We start from the raw sequence: 16,444 nt of genomic DNA, 5'->3' as shown, positions 1-16,444 counted from the left end.
AATGTTTACAGACATTTTTATTCGCCGCCCGGTACTGGCAATCGTACTGAACGTACTGCTGCTGGTATTTGGTGTGCGAGCGCTGATGGATCTGCAGGTCCGGGAGTACCCGGACATGGAGATCGGTCAGATCAATGTGACCACCACGTACCCTGGTGCCAACGCCGAGTTGGTTCAGGGCTTCGTGACCACCCCGATCCAGGAGGCGATCGCCTCCACTGAGGGGATCGACTACATCAAGGCGACCTCCCGCGCCAGCTTCTCCCAGCTTGAGGTGTTCCTGCAGCTGGGCTACGACGCCAACACGGCGATGGCGGAGATGCTGACCAAGCTCAACGAGGTGAAGGGGCGACTGCCTACTGACATCGATGAGCCGATCATCGCGAAAGAGACCGCCGGTGGCGGCGCCATCATGTATCTGGCTTACACCAGTGAAAACATGAGTGGCGTACAGGTGACCGACTACCTGCGTCGCGTGGTTCAGCCCAAGCTGACCGAAGCGGACGGCGTGGCTGAAGCTGAGATCATTGGTGAGCAGCAGTTTGCCATGCGGATCTGGCTGGACCCGGTGCGCATGCGCGCCAACAGCGTTTCTGCGGATGACATCAACCGAGCGCTGGCCAGCAACAACTTCCAGTCTGCTGCGGGTGAGATCCGTGATTCCCTGACTGTGACTCCGGTTCGTGCCTCCACCTCTCTGCAGGACGTGGACTCCTTCCGCAACATCACCGTGAAGACCGATGGTCAGCAGGTGGTGAAGCTGCAGGATGTGGCCCGCGTTGAGCTGGCCTCCAAGTCCGACAAGGTGATCGTGGTTTACACCGGTAAACCGGCGGTATACATCGGCATTCAGACCACTCCGGACGCGAACCCGTTGGACGTGGCCAAAGATGTGCGTGAGATTCTGCCGAACATCGCCCGCGATCTGCCGCCGGGTATGGAGCAGCACCTCTCCCACGACTCCACCGAGTACATTGAGGAGTCGATCAACGAGGTGGTGATGACCCTGGGTGAAGCGGTCGTGATCGTGATCCTGGTGGTGTTCCTGTTCCTGGGCTCTCTGCGCTCCGTACTGATCCCGATCGTGACTGTGCCGCTCTCCCTGGTGGGTGTGTGTCTGTTTATGATGGGCATGGGATTCTCCCTCAACCTGCTGACGCTGCTGGCGATGGTAATGGCCATCTCCCTGGTGGTGGATGACGCCATCGTGGTGGTGGAAAACGTCCACCGACACCTGGAAGAGGGTCTCTCTCCGGTGCGTGCGGCCGTGGTGGGTGCCCGTGAGATCGCCATGCCGGTGATCGCCATGACCATCACCCTGGCGGCGGTGTACGCGCCCATCGGCTTTATGGGCGGCCTGACCGGCTCCCTGTTCTCCGAGTTCGCCTTTACCCTGGCGGGCGCGGTACTGATCTCCGGCTTTATCGCACTGACCCTCTCCCCGGTGATGTGCGCCAAACTGCTGAACAAGCAGGCGCTGGAGGGCAAGTTCGTTCACTGGCTGGATGTGAACTTTGGCCGCCTGAAGGATGGCTACCACAACCTGCTGGAGCACATTGTCCGCGATTACAAAGGCCCGATTCTGGGGGCGGCGGTTCTGCTGCTGTTCGCCATCGCCGCCATGTTTATGCTGACCCGCTCCGAACTGGCGCCCACCGAGGACCGTGGCTTTATCTTCAACATCGCCACTGGCCCCGACAACGCCAACGTGAACTACAGCTTCGAGTACGCCAAGCAGTTCCAGAAGATGGCGGAGAGTCTGCCGGAATACGAGCAAACCTTTATGTTTGCCGGTTACCCGACCGAGAACCAGTTTATGTCCGGTATGGTGCTGAAGCCCTGGAGTGAGCGTGAGCGCACCCAGATGGAGGTACAGCCCATCCTGCAGAACATGGTGAAGTCGATTCCGGGTATGGATGTGTTCTCCGTGAACCCGCCTGCCCTGCCGGGTACCGCGATGGGTCTGCCGGTGGAGTTTGTGATCACCTCTACCATGGATCACGCCCAGCTCTATGAAGTGGCTGAACAGCTGAAAGAGGAAGCCCTCAAGTCCGGCATGTTCATGGTAGTGAACAACACTCTGAAGCTGAACAAGCCGCAGGTGCACGTGATGATCGACCGCGAGAAAGCCGGCCAGCTCGGCATCTCCATGCAGTCCATCGGTGCTGTGCTGGCCGCTCAGTTGGGTGATTTCCGCACCAACTACTTCGATATGCAGGGCCGCAGCTACGAGGTGATCCCGCAGGCCGATGGTCCGTTCCGGATGACTCCGGAATCGATTGCCGACCTGTATGTGCGTACCGAGTCCGGCCAGCAGATCCCGCTCTCCACGGTCGTGACCGTGAGCGAAGAGGTGATCCCCAATGCGCTGACTCAGTTCCAGCAGCTGAACTCTGCCACCATCGAAGCGATGCCGATGCCGGGCGCCGCTACCATCGGTGATGCGCACCAGTTCCTGTCCAGCAAACTGCTGGAGATCGCGCCGTCCGGCTACGCCTACGACTTTGGCGGTCAGAGCCGTCAGTACGAGCAGGAGGGCTCTGCCCTGTACGTCACCTTTGTGTTGGCGCTGGTGGTGATCTTCCTGGTACTGGCCGCTCAGTTTGAAAGCTGGCGTGATCCGGTGGTGGTTCTGGTGACCGTACCGCTCTCCATCTTTGGTGCGATGATCCCGCTGTTCCTGGGCGTAGCGACGCTGAACATCTACACCCAGGTGGGTTTGATCACCCTGGTGGGCCTGATCTCCAAGCACGGTATTCTTATCGTGGAGTTCGCCAACCAGCTGCAGCGTACCGGTAAGGATAAGGCGGCAGCAGTGATCGAAGCGGCCGCGCTGCGTCTGCGTCCGATCCTGATGACCACCGCCGCGATGGTGCTGGGTGTGATGCCGCTGGTGCTGGCGGATGGTGCGGGTGCGGTTTCCCGCTTCAACATCGGTCTGGTGATCACCGTGGGCCTCTCCATCGGTACCCTCTTCACCCTGTTTGTGGTGCCGGTGATGTACGCCCTGTTTGCCAAGACCATCGACAACGATGCTGAGGCCAAACTGGCGAAAGAGACCACCGAATAAGGGTTGAAAAATCCCGACACAAAAACCGGCGCACCGCGCCGGTTTTTTTATGCTCAGTTCGCCGAAAAGTGCCGGAGATCTATGGTAACGTGATGCATCTGACCCTGAAATTTGCGTCAACGAGCAGGAATCGCCAGCGATGATAATCCAACCTTTTAACCCACCGCGCCGGACCCTGATGGGCCCGGGTCCCTCCGACGTACACCCGCAAGTACTGCACGCTCTGGGCAAGCCCACCATCGGTCACTTAGACCCCGCCTTTGTCGGCATGATGGATGAGGTAAAAGCGCTGCTGCAGTATGCCTTCCAGACTGAGAATGCCTTTACCATCGCCGTTTCAGCCCCGGGCAGCGCGGGCATGGAGACCTGCTTCGTCAATCTAATGGAGCCGGGTGATAAGGTGATCGTCTGCCGTAACGGCGTGTTCGGAGAGCGGATGCGTCAGAACGTCGAGCGTCTTGGTGGCGAAGCGGTGGTGGTGGATGATGCCTGGGGCACGCCGGTTTCCGTCGACAAAGTGGCGGACGCGCTGAATCAGCACCCGGACGCCAAGTTCCTCGCCTTTGTGCACGCCGAAACCTCCACCGGTGCCCTGTCCGATGCCAAAGCCCTCTGCGCTTTGGCCCGCGAGCACGATGTGCTCTCCATTGTCGACGCGGTCACCTCCCTCGGTGGGGTGGAGCTGAAGGTGGACGAGTGGGGCATCGACGCCATCTACTCCGGCAGCCAGAAGTGCCTCTCCTGTGTGCCCGGTCTGGCACCGGTCTCCTTCTCTCCCCGCGCGGTGGAGAAGCTGAAGGCCCGTCAGGCGCCGATCTCCAGCTGGTTCCTCGACCAATCCCTGGTGATGGCGTATTGGTCCGGTGATGGTAAGCGCAGCTACCACCACACCGCCCCGGTAAACAGTCTCTACGCCCTGCACGAATCCCTGCGTCTGCTGCAGGAGGAGGGGCTGGAGAACGCCTGGGCCCGCCACCGCACCATGCACGACAAACTCAAGGCAGGTCTGGATAAGCTGGGTCTGAACTTCGTGGTGGAGGAAGCCTATCGCCTGCCGCAGCTGAATGCCGTCTATATCCCAGAGGGTATCGACGATGCCGCCGTACGCAGCGCCCTGCTTAACCGCTTTAACCTGGAGATCGGTGCCGGTCTGGGTGACCTCGCCGGTAAAGCCTGGCGTATTGGCCTGATGGGCTACGCGGCCCGGGAGGAGAACGTCACCCTCTGTCTGGCGGCGCTGGAACAGGTGATGAACGAAGCGCGCCAATAAGCGCTTTGATAGCAAGAAAACGGCACCTTAAGGTGCCGTTTTTGTTTTTGCAGGTTGGCGATCACTTCGCCTTTGGAACCTGATTTGAAGGGGGGTGTGGATTGTTCCTCCCGCATCAAAGTCTGAAACAGGGAAATTAACAGGATGGGCCCAAAGGCGGATTGCCGTGACCGAGTTTTTTGGTCCTAATGGGTTAAGCCGACACGCAGCGGAGAAGGAGATCCCGTGACCGTAATCCACCCCTTGCTGGCCCGGTTGGGCCTGCGTTATCCCATCATTCAGGCGCCGATGGCGGGCGTATCCACACCCGCTCTTGCCGCTGCGGTATCCAATGCCGGCGGGCTGGGGTCTCTGGGCCTTGGCGCCAGCACGGTCGAGCAAGCTCGCCAATCGATCGTCGCGACCCGGGCGGAAACCGATGCGCCTTTTAATGTCAATCTGTTCTGCCATCAGCCGCCGCTGCGCAATGCCCAGCGGGAAGCGGACTGGCTGGCTCACCTGTCTCCCCTGTTTACCGAGATGGGCGCCGAACCACCCGCCCAACTGGACACCCTCTATCCCAGCTTTCTTCAGGATGATGCCATGCTGGAGATGCTGCTGGCAGAGCGGCCTGCGGTGGTGAGCTTTCACTTCGGTATTCCGGATGGGGATCGCCTGTCTGCACTGCGACAGGCGGGGATCCACACCCTGGCCACCGCCACCAGCGTGGAGGAGGCGGAACAGATAGAGGCTGCCGGTGTGGGGGGGATTGTGGCCCAGGGGATTGAAGCGGGTGGTCATCGTGGGATCTTTGACCCCGAAGGGCCGGACAAGGCACTGCCAACCGTCGACCTTGTGCGGATTCTGGTCAGCCGTACTTCGCTTCCGGTGATCGCCGCCGGGGGCATTATGGATGGTCATGATATCCGCACAATGCTGGCTCACGGGGCCGCTGCCGCGCAGCTGGGCACCGCCTTTATCCTCTGTCCCGAGTCTGCGGCCAACGCCGGTTACCGGGCCCGGTTGCAGAGCGAGTATGCCGGGGAAACCCGGATGACCGCCGTACTGTCCGGACGTCCCGCCCGGGGCATTGCCAATCGCTTTATGACGCACTGCGACAGCGATCCCGCCGTTGTACCGCCCGCCTACCCAATTGCATACGATGCTGCCAAACGGCTGCATGCGCTGGCGACCCGACGGGATAACCACGAGTTTGCCGCCCACTGGGCCGGTACCGGCGCGCCCAGGGCGAGAAAGATGACGGCAGCGCAGTTGATGGCGGCCCTGATTGAGGAGCTCGGTTTGGCATAAGACGCCAGCGATCAGCCATGAACCGGTAATGGTGCCCTTAGGGCGAAGAGAGACTGAAACACAAAAACCCCCGCAGGTGCGGGGGTTTTTAGTTGCTGATTCAAGCAGGGATCAGCTGATGTAGCTCTGTCCGGCGTACACCACGAAGTGGCGGAGGGAGAGCACCCCGATGATGGTGCAGCAGGAGACAGCGATCAGGAAGCCGCGGCTGTGCTTCAGTTTGGCCGGGGTGAGAACACTGGCCAGCACTGGCACCGCCAGACCCAGGCCCACCACGCCGATCCAGAACACGCTGGCCCAGGTGCCGGTGGTGATGGCGGCGGTGGCAGCCTGTGCGGCCGGACCGGAGAAGTTCAGGCCGACAAACAGCAGCACCAGGCAGAGGGCTTCGTTGAAGGCCACCGGGTACTCGATGCGGTGCACCTGCTCGATGCAGTCTGAGCCGCTCTTGTTGAAGAACAGGGTGGCCACCAGGATGTTACCGGCAGAGCCCACGCTCAGGGCCGAGGCCAGGAACAGCGCAGGCAGTACGGCCGTGTTGAGGATCGGGTAGCTCACCATCGCCGACAGCAGGAAGCCGGTATAGACGCCCACCGCCAGAGCCAGGGCGAAGATCAGCTTGAGCAGAGTGCCCTCCATGGTGCGGGCAACTCGCAGCAGGCCAGCCAGGGCAGGTACCTTCTCCACCAGCGGTCGTTCAAACACCAGCGCGGAGTAGATGAACACCAGAGGGATGTAGACCAGCAGCGCGATCACACCCCAGGCCATCACCGAGGTCAGGTTGTAGTTGATCAGGATGAGGTAGAACTCAAACGGTTTGGTCAGGTCCAGCACCAGCAGCGCCATACCGGCACAGATCGCCAGCGGGCCGATCAGGGCGGAGGCCTTGATCACCGGCAGTCCCTCAACCGGCAGACCGCGCTTCTCCTTGTACCAACGCAGACCAATGGCCACCAGCAGGCTGCCGGCGGAGAGGCCCGCCATAAACAGGTAGACGGCGATGATCCAGTTCCACACGACGGGATCGTATTGCGACATGTCGCCCCAGATATTGTTCATGCGGTGATCCCTCCCTTACGGCCCGGGATGCGGTACACCCGAGGCTTGGTGCCCAGATGGGCCTTGTTCTGGAAATTGATGGATGTGTCCAGCAGCTCGCGCACCGGGCTGTTGGGGTCGTTGGCGTCGCCAAAGGTCAGTGCCTGGGTCGGGCAGACGCTGACACAGGCGGGCAGTTCGCCACGGGCCAGACGGGTGTCCTTACAGAAGTTGCACTTGTCCGGTACCCGGGTTTCCGGGTTGATAAAGCGCACTTTGTAGGGGCAGGCCGCGACGCAGTAGAGGCAGCCGACGCACTTCTCTTCCTTGATGGAGATGATGCCGTCTTCGCCTACGTAAGCGGCGCCGGTCGGGCACACCTTCACGCAGGGGGCGTCTTCACACTGCTCGCAGGAGACGCGGTTGTATTTGAAGTGCAGGTTCGGGAAGTTGCCGTGGGGCCCTTCAATACGGACCTGCAATCGGGTGACGCCTTCCGGTGTCTGGTTCTCACTGCGGCAGGCCACGTTGCAGGCCTGGCAGCCGATGCACTTGTTCTCGTCGTGCACCATCACATAACGCTTGTTCATTGCCATCTCCGATTAACGCTTGCTGATCTTGACGCCGGTGGTGTGCAGGTTCATGCCGGTCACCGGGGAGGTCACGTGGGGCAGCAGGTTGCCGCAGTGCACGCCGCGTCCGGTGGCACGGGCCAGCTCCTTGTTCTTGGAGCCGAAGCCCATGTAGGCGAACACGGTGTCAGGACGGATACCCGGGGTCACCAGGGCGTGGCCCTCTTCGCTGCCGGTGTCGTTGTGCAGACGGATGGGATCGCCGTTTTCGATGCCAAGCTGACTGGCGGTAAGCGGGTGGATCCACACCGCGTTGTCGGACATCAGGTTGGCCAGCATCGGGATGTTGTGGGTGGCGGCGTTGGTGTGGATGGCCACCTTGCCCTGGATAAAGAACAGTTCGTCAGCCTGCTTCAGGCGCACTTCGCGATAGCGGATCACACCGCGACCCGGTGCCATCCCTTCCACTTTGGCGGAGGTCAGCTCGATCTTGCCGCTGGGGGTCTTGAAGGTCAGCGCGCTGCTGTAGGTGCCGTCGGCATCCGGAGTGCGGGCTTCCGGGTAAGCTGCGACAAAGTCACTCACCATCTTGGTTTCACGCAGCATCAGCGGTTTGCCGTAGCTGACGAAGCCTTCCGATTTGATCTCCTGCAGCCACTTGGCGTCGCCTTTCACCTGCACCATCTGCAGGGCTTCCATGCTGTCCCAGGGGAAGAACTGGCTCAGGCCGAGGGCATCGCCCAGCTCTTTCCAGATCTGCCAGGAGGGCTTGGCATCACCCAGCACATCCACCACTTGCTGACGGACGTAGTAGGCGGGGTTCTTGCCGGATTTGTCGCTGACCTCCTCGTCACGCTCGAGGTAGGTGCACTCGGGCAGGATGAGGTCGGCGTAAGCGGCGGTTTCGCTGATGTAGACGTCGCAGGCCACCACGAAATCCAGCTTCTTCAGCGCTTCCACCACGCGGCTGCGGTCGGTCATGGTCTGCATCGGGTTGGAACGGCTGATCACCCAACCTTTGAGGTGGTAGGGCACGCCTTCCAGAGTGGCATCCAGTACGGTCTGGTAGATGCCGCCGGAGGACCAGCACAGAGCGTACTGCTCATCCACCTGGTCGATGCGCTTGGCGTTGGCTTTGGGCATCCCTTCCACGCCGGGCTTGCCGAGAGAGGGCGTGACATTAGCGCCAGCCAGCTTGTTGTAGGTGCCCGCTTTCTTACCGAAGTAGAGGCCACCCTTACGCTCGATGTTACCTATCAGCACGTTGGCGGCGTACAGGGCGCGGCGCAGCTCGAACTCTTCGGTGGTGAAGGAGGCGCGGTGACCGAAGTCGACCACGGCATGGGGGGCGGCCGCAGCGTACTCATGGGCGATACGGCGAATGTCCGCGGCAGGCACATCGCTGATCCGCTCCGCCCACTCCGGGGTGTAGGCTTTCATCTCCGCGGCGAAGGCGTCGAACCCTTCAACATACTGCTCAACAAAGGCCTTGTCGTAGAGGTTGTCCTCAATCAGGACGTGGCACAGGGCCAGCGCAACGGTCACGTCGGTGCCGGGTTTGATGGCGTACCACTCGTCCGCCTTGTCGGCAACGATGGAGAAGCGCGGCTCAAACACCACCAGCTTGGCACCTTTGTCCATCTGGGCTTTCATCATGCCGCGGGTCTCGGACATGTTGATCCCTTCGTACAGGTTGTGGCCGAAGTTGATGATGTACTTGGAGTTGCTCAGGTCACGTTTGATCTTGCCACCAAACATCGCCTTGGCTGCTACAACGTAACCCGCCGGGCAGGTGCTGGCGTGGGTAAAGGTGTTCGGGCTGCCAAACGCTTTGGCCAGGTGGAACAGGTGACCGGAGAGGGAACCGGACTTGGAGGAGAAGGCGACGGCTTCCGGACCATGCTCCGCTTTAATGCGGTTCAGGTTCTCGGCGATCATCTGGTACGCCTCAGACCACTCGATGGTTTTCCACTTGCCTTCGCCACGCTCGCCGGCGCGAACCAGGGGCTTCACCAGACGCTGCTTGTCATACAGCAGGCTGTGGCCTGCACCACCACGGGCGCATACGGCACCGCCAAAGGACTTGGCTTTCGGGTTGCCCAGAATGGACATCGCCTTCTCGCCCACCACGCGGGCGGAGATAGGACAGCGGGTGGAGCACATCTCACAGATACTGGCGATCTCCTCGCCCTTGGCATTGAGTGCGCCGGGCTCCATGGCCCCCACGCTGCCGGGCAGGAGGGTGGCCAGGGCGCAACCGGCGGTGCTGGCACCGGCCCCTTTGATGAATGTTCGCCGATCGAGTTTCATCGCGATTCCCCTTGTACGACCCGGCTCCGTGCCGGGCGATGACGATTGCTGAGGTGGCGGTGCCACCGGACTCGGTTAAGAGATACCGAAGGAGGGCGGGAGGCAGACATTGTGGTAAACCACATAATCACCGGTGCAGCTGATGAATTTGTGAACTGGATCGGCAGGCTGGCGGCCCCTGCAGGGACCGCCGGTGGGTGTCAATTGTGGTGAACCACAATGGCGGAAATGGGGTGGTTCAGCGGGTTTGGCGAGGGAGGAATAGGGTCGCCTGGCAGCCGCCTTCCGGGTGGTTTTCGATCTGGAATTCGCCGTCGTGGGCCTTGGCGATGTCGGTGCATATTGCCAGCCCAAGGCCCAGCCCGTCAGGCTTGGTGGTGATGAACGTCGCCATCAACTGCTCGCCAGGCTGGCTCAGACCGGGGCCGTTATCCGTCACCTGCAGAGTGACCTGGTTGGGCTCAAAGTGCAGGGTGATCCAGATGGTGGGTGGCTGCTCCGGCGGGTGTGCCTTGAGGGCATCCAGGCTGTTCTTCAGCAGGTTCACCATCACCTGCTGCATCCCCACCGCATCCGCTTCCACCACATAGGGTTCGCCGGTTACCCGGGAGCGGATCGGGATGCCATGCCGCTCACTTTCGGACCGCAGCAGGGCCAGGCTCTCATCCACCAGGGTCAGCAGGTTGGTTTTGCCGAACACCGCTTCCCGCCGCTTCAGCAGACCGCGGATCCGGTGGACAATCGCCCCGGCGCGGGAGGATTGCTGATGGATCTTATCCAGCAGTGCCAGCAGCTCGGTATCCGGCTTGGTCTGGCTCTGCAGCCGCATCATGCCGCCTTCACTGTAGTTGGTGATGGCCGCGATGGGCTGGTTGATCTCATGGGCCAGACCCGCGCCGATCTCGCCAACAATGGCGGCGCTTTGCAGCCGCTCCATCTGCAGCGCTTTCTGCTTCAGCGCCCGCTCGGTTTTCACCAGGGTTTCACTCTTCTGGCGGAATTTGTACTCCAGCCAGAAGTGGTAGAAGGTGGCGGCCAGAAACATCACCAGTGCCAGCATCCCCCAGTGGCGGTTCTCCTTAAGCCAGTTCTGGAAATGCTGCCAGTAGGTGACGCGCTCCGGTTTGCCCTGCAGTTCGCTGAACAGCTGGATCACCTTGAGCTGGCTGATGGGGGAGGTCCAGCCCCAGAACTGGCCCTGAACGGCGGCGGGGTGCTCCGGAGTCAGGTCCATCAATGCCTGGGTGATCGCCTTGGTGATGCGGATCTCCACGCTCTCACTGGCCGCGAACGACCAGTTGGGATAGAGCGCGGTACTGACCTGACAGTCATAGCCCGGGGGACGACTGGGGTTCAGCACCCGGTAGTCCTCGGGGTTCACCAGCCCTCGCTTCACCATCTCCTCAAGAGTGCAGAAGGGGGTGATGGCGGCATCCACCTGACGGTCGCGCACCTGGTACACCAGGGGGTCCAGCGGGAAGCCAAGGAAGTTGACCTGCTTAAAGAAGGTTTCCGGTCGCATTCCCAACTGGCGCATCAGGCCCACAGCGGCCTGGTAGCCCCCCAGAGCGTGGGGCCCGGAGGCGGCCACGGTGCGGTTTTGCAGGTCATAGAGGGTGCGATAGGGGCTGTCCGCCCGCACCAGAATGGCAGAGCCGATGGCATAAGTGGTGCCGTGATGCTGGCGTGATCGCATGGTGGCCAGCCAGGACAGAGGGTACTGGTTGGAGAGGTAGAGGTACTGGCCCGGGTTGGTAACAATAAACTGGATCTTGCCCGATTCCAGCGCCTGATTGAGCTGCTCAAAGGTGCCGGGATAGACGGAAAATTGGGTGCCGGGGATCTCCGATTCCAGGTAACGCATCAGCGGCTGCCAGCGCTCCTGGGCGGCCTGGTAGCCCCAGTTGGCCAGCACGCCGACGGTCAGATCAGCGCCATGGGCGGGGGTCATCATCAGGCTCAGCAGCAGTGGCAGCAGATATTTGGGCATCGGGGGCACCGGGCAACTCCGTGGTGGTGAACCCCCGCAGCTTATCGGCTCCCCTGTTGCGCGAATGTGAACCTGTTCACTCTTGGAACAGCCGGACTCGCGCTGATTCGAAAAATGCGATACCTATCTGGAGATCGCCCTTAAAAGGAACGCCAAATGACAACTCCCGCCATCTATCTGGTGGATGACGACAGCGCCATTCTCGATTCGCTCAGTTTTTTGATGGAGAGTTACGGCTTCACGCTGACCCCCTTCTCCAACGGTGAAGCGTTTCTGGAACAGGTGGACCTCACCCAGCCCGGTTGCGTGATTCTCGACAGTCGCATGCCGGGATTGACCGGGCAGGATCTGCAGCGTCAACTGGTGGCCGCCAACAGCCCACTGGCGGTGATCTTTCTGACGGGCCATGGTGATGTTCCGATGGCAGTGGACGCCTTTAAATCTGGGGCGTTCGACTTTTTCCAGAAACCGGTCAAAGGGCAGGATCTGGCCGCATCCCTGCGCAAAGGGCTGGAGCACAGCCAGGCCCGCTTTGACGCGCAACTGCAGAAGGCCCGGCTGGATACCCTGAGTGACCGTGAGCGGGCGGTGTTCAAACTGGTGGTGCAGGGCCACACCAATAAACAGATGGCAGACAGCCTCTGCGTGGCGGTGCGAACCATCGAAGTGCACCGCGCCAATATGATGAAAAAACTGAACGTCGATTCCCTCGCCGCCTTGATGCAGCTCGCCCAGCTGGCGGACTGACCCTCCGGCCCGCTCTCTCCCGGCGGGCCCTTTCTTTTCAACTATCTTCTATAGACGTCTCGCCATCGAAGAGGGAGCCATGGCGTCTGAATATCACATCAGCAGTCTGGTGGTGCAGTGCCAGCCCAATGCTGAACCCGCCGTCCTGAAGGCGATCGCTGCGCTGGATGGCGCGGAGGTCCATGCCCAAACCCCTGAACACAAGTTGGTGGTCACCCTGGAGAGTCGGGATGGCCAGGTGATCCAATCCCTGGTGGATGCCATCCGCGCCCTCAGCGGCGTGCTGAGCACCATGCTGGTTTACCAACAGGTGGAACCGATTGCAGAGGAGGAGTGGTTATGAAGGTGTCACGTCGGAGCTTTTTGAAAGCCAAGGCGGCGTTGGCGGCCGCCTCCGTTGCCGGGGCCACGTTGCCATCGGCCCTGCTGCGCGCTGCTGAAGGGGGCACGGAGCCAAAGTGGCAAAAAGCCCCCTGCCGGTTCTGCGGGGTGGGTTGCTCCGTGATGGTGGGGACTCAGGATGGCAAGGTGGTGGCGACACAAGGGGACCTGGAAAGTCCGGTAAATCGCGGAAAAAACTGCGTAAAAGGCTACTATCTTGCCAAGATCATGTATGGCGATGGGCGCGTGACCCAACCTTTGCTGAGAATGAAGGATGGCCAATACCACAAAGGCGGTGAACTGACCCCCATCAGCTGGGATCAGGCGTTCGACCTGATGGCGGAGCGATGGAAAAGCTGCCTGAAAGCCAAGGGGCCGACCTCGGTGGGGATGTTTGTGTCCGGTCAGTCCACCATCTGGGAGGGGTATGCCGCCATCAAGCTGATGAAGGCGGGTTTTCGCTCCAACAACATTGAGCCCAACGCCCGCCACTGCATGGCATCGGCGGTCGTCGCCTTTATGCGGGCCTTCGGCATCGACGAGCCCATGGGCAACTTTGACGACATCGAGCACGCCGATACCTTCGTGCTGTGGGGGTCGAATGCCGCTGAGATGCACCCGGTACTGTGGGATCGGATGACCGCCCGCCGCTTGTCTCATGAGGGCTGTCAGGTCCACGTCTTGTCGACCTTCCCCAACCGCAGTTTTGACCTGGCGGACAACGCCATGATCATGGCCCCCCAGTCCGATCTGGTGATCCTCAACTACGTCGCCAACTACATCATTCAAAGCGGTGCGGTGAACGAGGCGTTCGTTAAGAAACACGTGAAGTTTGCCGAGGCCACCCCGGATATCGGTTATGGCCTGAGGGAGGATGATCCTCGTGAAAAGGCCGCCAAGAACCGGGGTTCTGGCGCCACCAAAGCGATGACCTTTGACCAGTTCAAGGCGTATCTGGCGGAGTACACCGTGGACAAGGCCGCGGAGATGTCCGGTGTACCGAAAGAGAAACTGGAATTGATGGCCAAGGCGTACGCCGACCCCAACAACAAGGTGATGAGCCTGTGGTGCATGGGCTTCAATCAGCATGTTCGGGGCGTCTGGGCCAACAACTCTGTCTACAACCTGCATCTGCTCACCGGCAAGATCTCGGAGCCGGGCAACAGCCCATTCTCCCTGACCGGCCAGCCTGCAGCCTGCGGCACAGCCCGGGAAGTGGGGACCTTCTGTCACCGTCTGCCCGCCGATATGGTGGTGATGAATCCAGAGCATCGGGCCAAGGTGGAGAAAGCCTGGAAGGTGCCGGAGGGGACCATCCCCCCGAAAGCGGGATTCCATGCGGTACAGCACTGTCGCAAGCTGAAAGACGGGGTGATGAACTGCTACTGGACGCAGACCACCAACAATCTTCAGGCGGGTCCCAACACCAACGATGAAGTGCTGCCGGGTTACCTGAATCCCGACAACTTTATCGTGGTGTCGGATCCCTATATGACGGTGACCGCGTCGATTGCCGATCTGGTGCTGCCCACCGCCATGTGGGTGGAGAAGGAGGGCGGCTTCGGTAACTCCGAGCGCCGCACCCATTTCTGGCATCAGATGGTGAAGGCGCCGGGTGAGTCCCGCTCCGATCTCTGGCAGATCATGGAGTTCTCCAAGCGCTTCAAAGTGGAGGAGGTGTGGCCCGAGGAGCAGTTGGCTAAGGCGCCGCAGCTGAAGGGGAAAACCCTCTACCAGATCCTGTTCACCAATGGTGTGGTAGACCAGTTCCCAAGTGAGCAGTGCCAGTCGCCGCTGAATGATGAATCGGACGCCTTTGGATTCTATGTGCAGAAGGGGCTGTTCGAAGAGTACGCCAACTTTGGCCGCGGCCATGGCCATGATCTGGCGCCCTTTGAGGTGTACCACGAAACCCGAGGTTTGCGCTGGCCGGTGGTCGATGGCAAGGAAACCCCCTGGCGCTTCAAGGTGGGGGAGGATCCCTATGCCAAGGGCGAGCTGGTCAACTTCTACGGTCATGCGGATGGCAAAGCGGTGGCGATCGCCAACCCTTATGAACCCCCCGTTGAGAGCCCGGATCAGGAGTATGACCTCTGGTTCTGTACCGGACGGGTACTGGAACACTGGCATACCGGCACCATGACCAACCGGGTGCCTGAGCTGCACAGCGCCTACCCCAACGCCAAACTCTATATGCATCCGGAAGACGCCAAGGCGCGGGGACTGAAGCGCGGTGATGCGGTGGTGGTCACCAGTCGTCGTGGCAGCATCCAGACCCGGGTAGAGACCGAGGGGCGCAACAAGCCGCCACAAGGGCGCACCTTTATGCCGTTCTTTGATGCCAGCCAGTTGGTGAACAAACTGCTGCTGGACGCGACGGACCCCATCTCCAAAGAGACCGACTTCAAGAAGTGTGCGGTCAAGGTCAGCAAAGCCTGAGGAGGCCATCATGACCCATTGGAAACGGATTGCAGTGGTGATGCTGGGCCTGTCCGGCCTGGCCTGGGCGGCCGAGTTGCCGCAGTCACTGCGGGGGGCGACCCCGGTATCGGATAGCGCGTCACCGCCGCCGATGGCGCAGTACCCCGCCAAAGGCGCAGCGCTGCCCCGAACCCTGGAGCATCAGCCGCCGCTGATCCCCCATAAAGCCAGCTACCCCATCACCCTGGAGCGCAATGGTTGTACCGGCTGCCACGACCCGCAACGGGCCGCGAAGATGAAAGCGACGCCGACGGATCCTTCGCACCTTGATGGCCAGGGCAAGCTTAAGAACGAGTACTACTTCTGCAAGCAGTGCCACGTTCCTCAGCAGTCGGTTGCACAAACTTCGCACTGAAGCGGTAACAGTGCAGCGCGGTGCCTGCTATGATGGCGCCGCGTTGTCTGTATGAGGAGTGCGCGGTGTTTCGGTTATTCCGGTCCTGGCTGGGCTTCCTGTTGCTGTGTGCAATGCCCGTGGGCGCCACGGAGCTCAAGGTGGCGGTGGCCGCCAACTTTCACCCCCTGTTTGAACAAGTGGCGGAAGCGTTTGAGCGCGAAACCGGCATTGTTGTGAAGGTGGCCAGCGGTGCCAGCGGCGCCCTCTATACCCAGATTGTCCATGGGGCACCCTTTGACCTCTTCCTCTCCGCAGACAGCGAGCGGCCCGAGCGGTTGGAGCAGCAGGGCCTTATCCTGCCCGGTTCCCGCGCCACTTACGCCGTCGGTATTCTGGCTTTCTGGAATCGCAGCGCCCCCGCCACCGAGCAGCAATTACGCGACTGGAACGCTCGCCTGGCCATCGCCAATGCCCGCACTGCGCCCTATGGTGCTGCCGCAGAGGCAGTCCTCGATCGACTGGCATTGAATGGCGTGCTGAAGGGCAAGGTACTGCGGGGCAACAGTGTGGTGCAGGCGTTCCAGTACGTGGACAGCGGCAACGTCGATGGTGGGCTGGTGGCCCTCTCTCTGTTGAAGGCCCGTGGTGTGGCGGACGAACACTACTGGACGGTTCCGGCCCAGTGGCATGGTTCCCTGGAGCAGCAGGGCGTCATCCTGAAGCGGACCGAAGAACCGGAAGCCGCCAAAGCGCTGATGCGCTATCTGCTGGAGCAGCGCCCCCTGCTTACCCGCTCCGGATACTCCCTATCTGAGCACGCTGTCAGTCTCTGATCCCGTTCGTTGCCCACCTCCCATTCCCGGCGAATGGGAGGGAAACATCTTTTCCCCTTTTTCCCCACATTTTTGATACCTGGCGACTTTTTCGCCATCTACCCCCAACTGGGTATATCTCCAGA

Annotated in this window: 12 protein-coding genes; 8 read left to right on the top strand and 4 right to left on the bottom strand. The window is 61.0% G+C overall.

Going from position 1 to position 16,444, the window contains the following annotated elements:
- The first annotated feature begins 1 nt into the window (after nucleotide 1).
- From KUV52_RS06925 to KUV52_RS06915, 3 genes are all read left to right on the top strand, one after another.
- Nucleotides 2-3,070: an efflux RND transporter permease subunit gene (locus tag KUV52_RS06925; protein WP_222525207.1), complete on the top strand. Its 3,069-nt coding sequence runs from the start codon at nucleotides 2-4 to the stop codon at nucleotides 3,068-3,070.
- A 139-nt stretch (nucleotides 3,071-3,209) separates the two neighbouring features.
- Nucleotides 3,210-4,340: a pyridoxal-phosphate-dependent aminotransferase family protein gene (locus KUV52_RS06920; RefSeq protein ID WP_222525206.1), complete on the top strand. Its 1,131-nt coding sequence runs from the start codon at nucleotides 3,210-3,212 to the stop codon at nucleotides 4,338-4,340.
- A 225-nt stretch (nucleotides 4,341-4,565) separates the two neighbouring features.
- On the top strand, nucleotides 4,566-5,630 hold the full coding sequence (locus KUV52_RS06915) for a nitronate monooxygenase (protein ID WP_315900190.1): 1,065 nt from the start codon (nucleotides 4,566-4,568) through the stop codon (nucleotides 5,628-5,630).
- 111 nt (nucleotides 5,631-5,741) lie between these two features.
- Here KUV52_RS06915 and nrfD read toward each other — a convergent pair whose 3' ends face one another.
- The 4 genes from nrfD to KUV52_RS06895 all read right to left on the bottom strand — a co-directional run bounded on the left by nrfD (nucleotide 5,742) and on the right by KUV52_RS06895 (nucleotide 11,540).
- A complete protein-coding gene (nrfD, locus tag KUV52_RS06910; RefSeq protein ID WP_222525205.1) occupies nucleotides 5,742-6,689 on the bottom strand; it encodes an NrfD/PsrC family molybdoenzyme membrane anchor subunit in 948 nt (315 codons plus the stop codon).
- Nucleotides 6,686-7,258: a 4Fe-4S dicluster domain-containing protein gene (locus KUV52_RS06905; protein ID WP_222525204.1), complete on the bottom strand. Its 573-nt coding sequence runs from the start codon at nucleotides 7,256-7,258 to the stop codon at nucleotides 6,686-6,688. The genes nrfD and KUV52_RS06905 overlap by 4 nt, the downstream gene beginning before the upstream one ends.
- Before the next feature lie 12 nt (nucleotides 7,259-7,270).
- The gene (gene phsA, locus KUV52_RS06900) at nucleotides 7,271-9,550 is read right to left on the bottom strand and encodes a thiosulfate reductase PhsA (RefSeq protein ID WP_222525203.1); all 2,280 of its coding nucleotides are present in this window, start codon (nucleotides 9,548-9,550) and stop codon (nucleotides 7,271-7,273) included.
- 238 nt (nucleotides 9,551-9,788) lie between these two features.
- The gene (locus KUV52_RS06895; protein WP_222525202.1) at nucleotides 9,789-11,540 is read right to left on the bottom strand and encodes a sensor histidine kinase; all 1,752 of its coding nucleotides are present in this window, start codon (nucleotides 11,538-11,540) and stop codon (nucleotides 9,789-9,791) included.
- A gap of 156 nt (nucleotides 11,541-11,696) precedes the next feature.
- On the opposite strand from KUV52_RS06895, the gene KUV52_RS06890 reads away from it, so the two are divergent.
- From KUV52_RS06890 to modA, 5 genes are all read left to right on the top strand, one after another.
- Nucleotides 11,697-12,287: a response regulator transcription factor gene (locus KUV52_RS06890; RefSeq protein ID WP_222525201.1), complete on the top strand. Its 591-nt coding sequence runs from the start codon at nucleotides 11,697-11,699 to the stop codon at nucleotides 12,285-12,287.
- Between the two features lie 79 nt (nucleotides 12,288-12,366).
- Nucleotides 12,367-12,630 (top strand): chaperone NapD, encoded by a 264-nt coding sequence (locus KUV52_RS06885; protein ID WP_222525200.1) that lies wholly within the window; start codon nucleotides 12,367-12,369, stop codon nucleotides 12,628-12,630.
- On the top strand, nucleotides 12,627-15,107 hold the full coding sequence (napA, locus tag KUV52_RS06880; protein WP_222525199.1) for a nitrate reductase catalytic subunit NapA: 2,481 nt from the start codon (nucleotides 12,627-12,629) through the stop codon (nucleotides 15,105-15,107). The genes KUV52_RS06885 and napA overlap by 4 nt, the downstream gene beginning before the upstream one ends.
- A 10-nt stretch (nucleotides 15,108-15,117) precedes the next feature.
- On the top strand, nucleotides 15,118-15,504 hold the full coding sequence (locus KUV52_RS06875) for a nitrate reductase cytochrome c-type subunit (RefSeq protein ID WP_222525198.1): 387 nt from the start codon (nucleotides 15,118-15,120) through the stop codon (nucleotides 15,502-15,504).
- Between the two features lie 65 nt (nucleotides 15,505-15,569).
- A complete protein-coding gene (gene modA / locus KUV52_RS06870; RefSeq protein ID WP_315900189.1) occupies nucleotides 15,570-16,319 on the top strand; it encodes a molybdate ABC transporter substrate-binding protein in 750 nt (249 codons plus the stop codon).
- Nucleotides 16,320-16,444 lie beyond the last annotated feature (125 nt).

The organism is Ferrimonas balearica (assembly GCF_019802055.1).
Classification (GTDB): Bacteria; Pseudomonadota; Gammaproteobacteria; order Enterobacterales; family Shewanellaceae; genus Ferrimonas; species Ferrimonas balearica_A.
This window is presented reverse-complemented; position numbering and strand designations above follow the sequence as displayed.